This is a genomic window from Lysinibacillus sp. GbtcB16 (genome assembly GCF_019091145.1).
GTDB classification, from domain to species: domain Bacteria; phylum Bacillota; class Bacilli; order Bacillales_A; family Planococcaceae; genus Lysinibacillus; species Lysinibacillus fusiformis.
The window spans coordinates 1-268 of sequence record NZ_JAGXJV010000436.1 but is presented as its reverse complement, the minus strand read 5'-3'; the positions used below and the strand labels follow the sequence as shown (position 1 = coordinate 268).

Sequence of the window (268 nt, the reverse complement as noted above, 5' to 3'; positions counted from 1 at the left end):
AATAAAAATGACGAAAACGGTCGTTTCATACTCGGCATAAAAATCATCATTCGAGTAAAGTTCATCGATATTGGTATAGATCGTTTTTTTCGTTGGAGTCGGTTCCTGTATCGTTAAAACTTGCGTCGTATTGGCTAGAACAAGCACTTCAGTATCCGAAGAAAAGTGATGGGATATTGGTGGAGTTAAAGGAAAAATGAATAAAGCGAGAATGATCCAAACCAATATTTGCCATTGGTGCTTTCGAGTAAAACGATGCAAGGGTCAT

The 268-nt window shown here is 37.7% G+C and carries 1 protein-coding gene; it reads right to left on the bottom strand.

Annotated elements, in window-relative coordinates; translation table 11 throughout:
• The coding region (locus KVT27_RS24820; RefSeq protein WP_217582190.1) for a hypothetical protein at positions 1 to 225 on the bottom strand (225 nt) is incomplete at its 3' end.
• Positions 226 to 268: the final 43 nt, after the last annotated feature.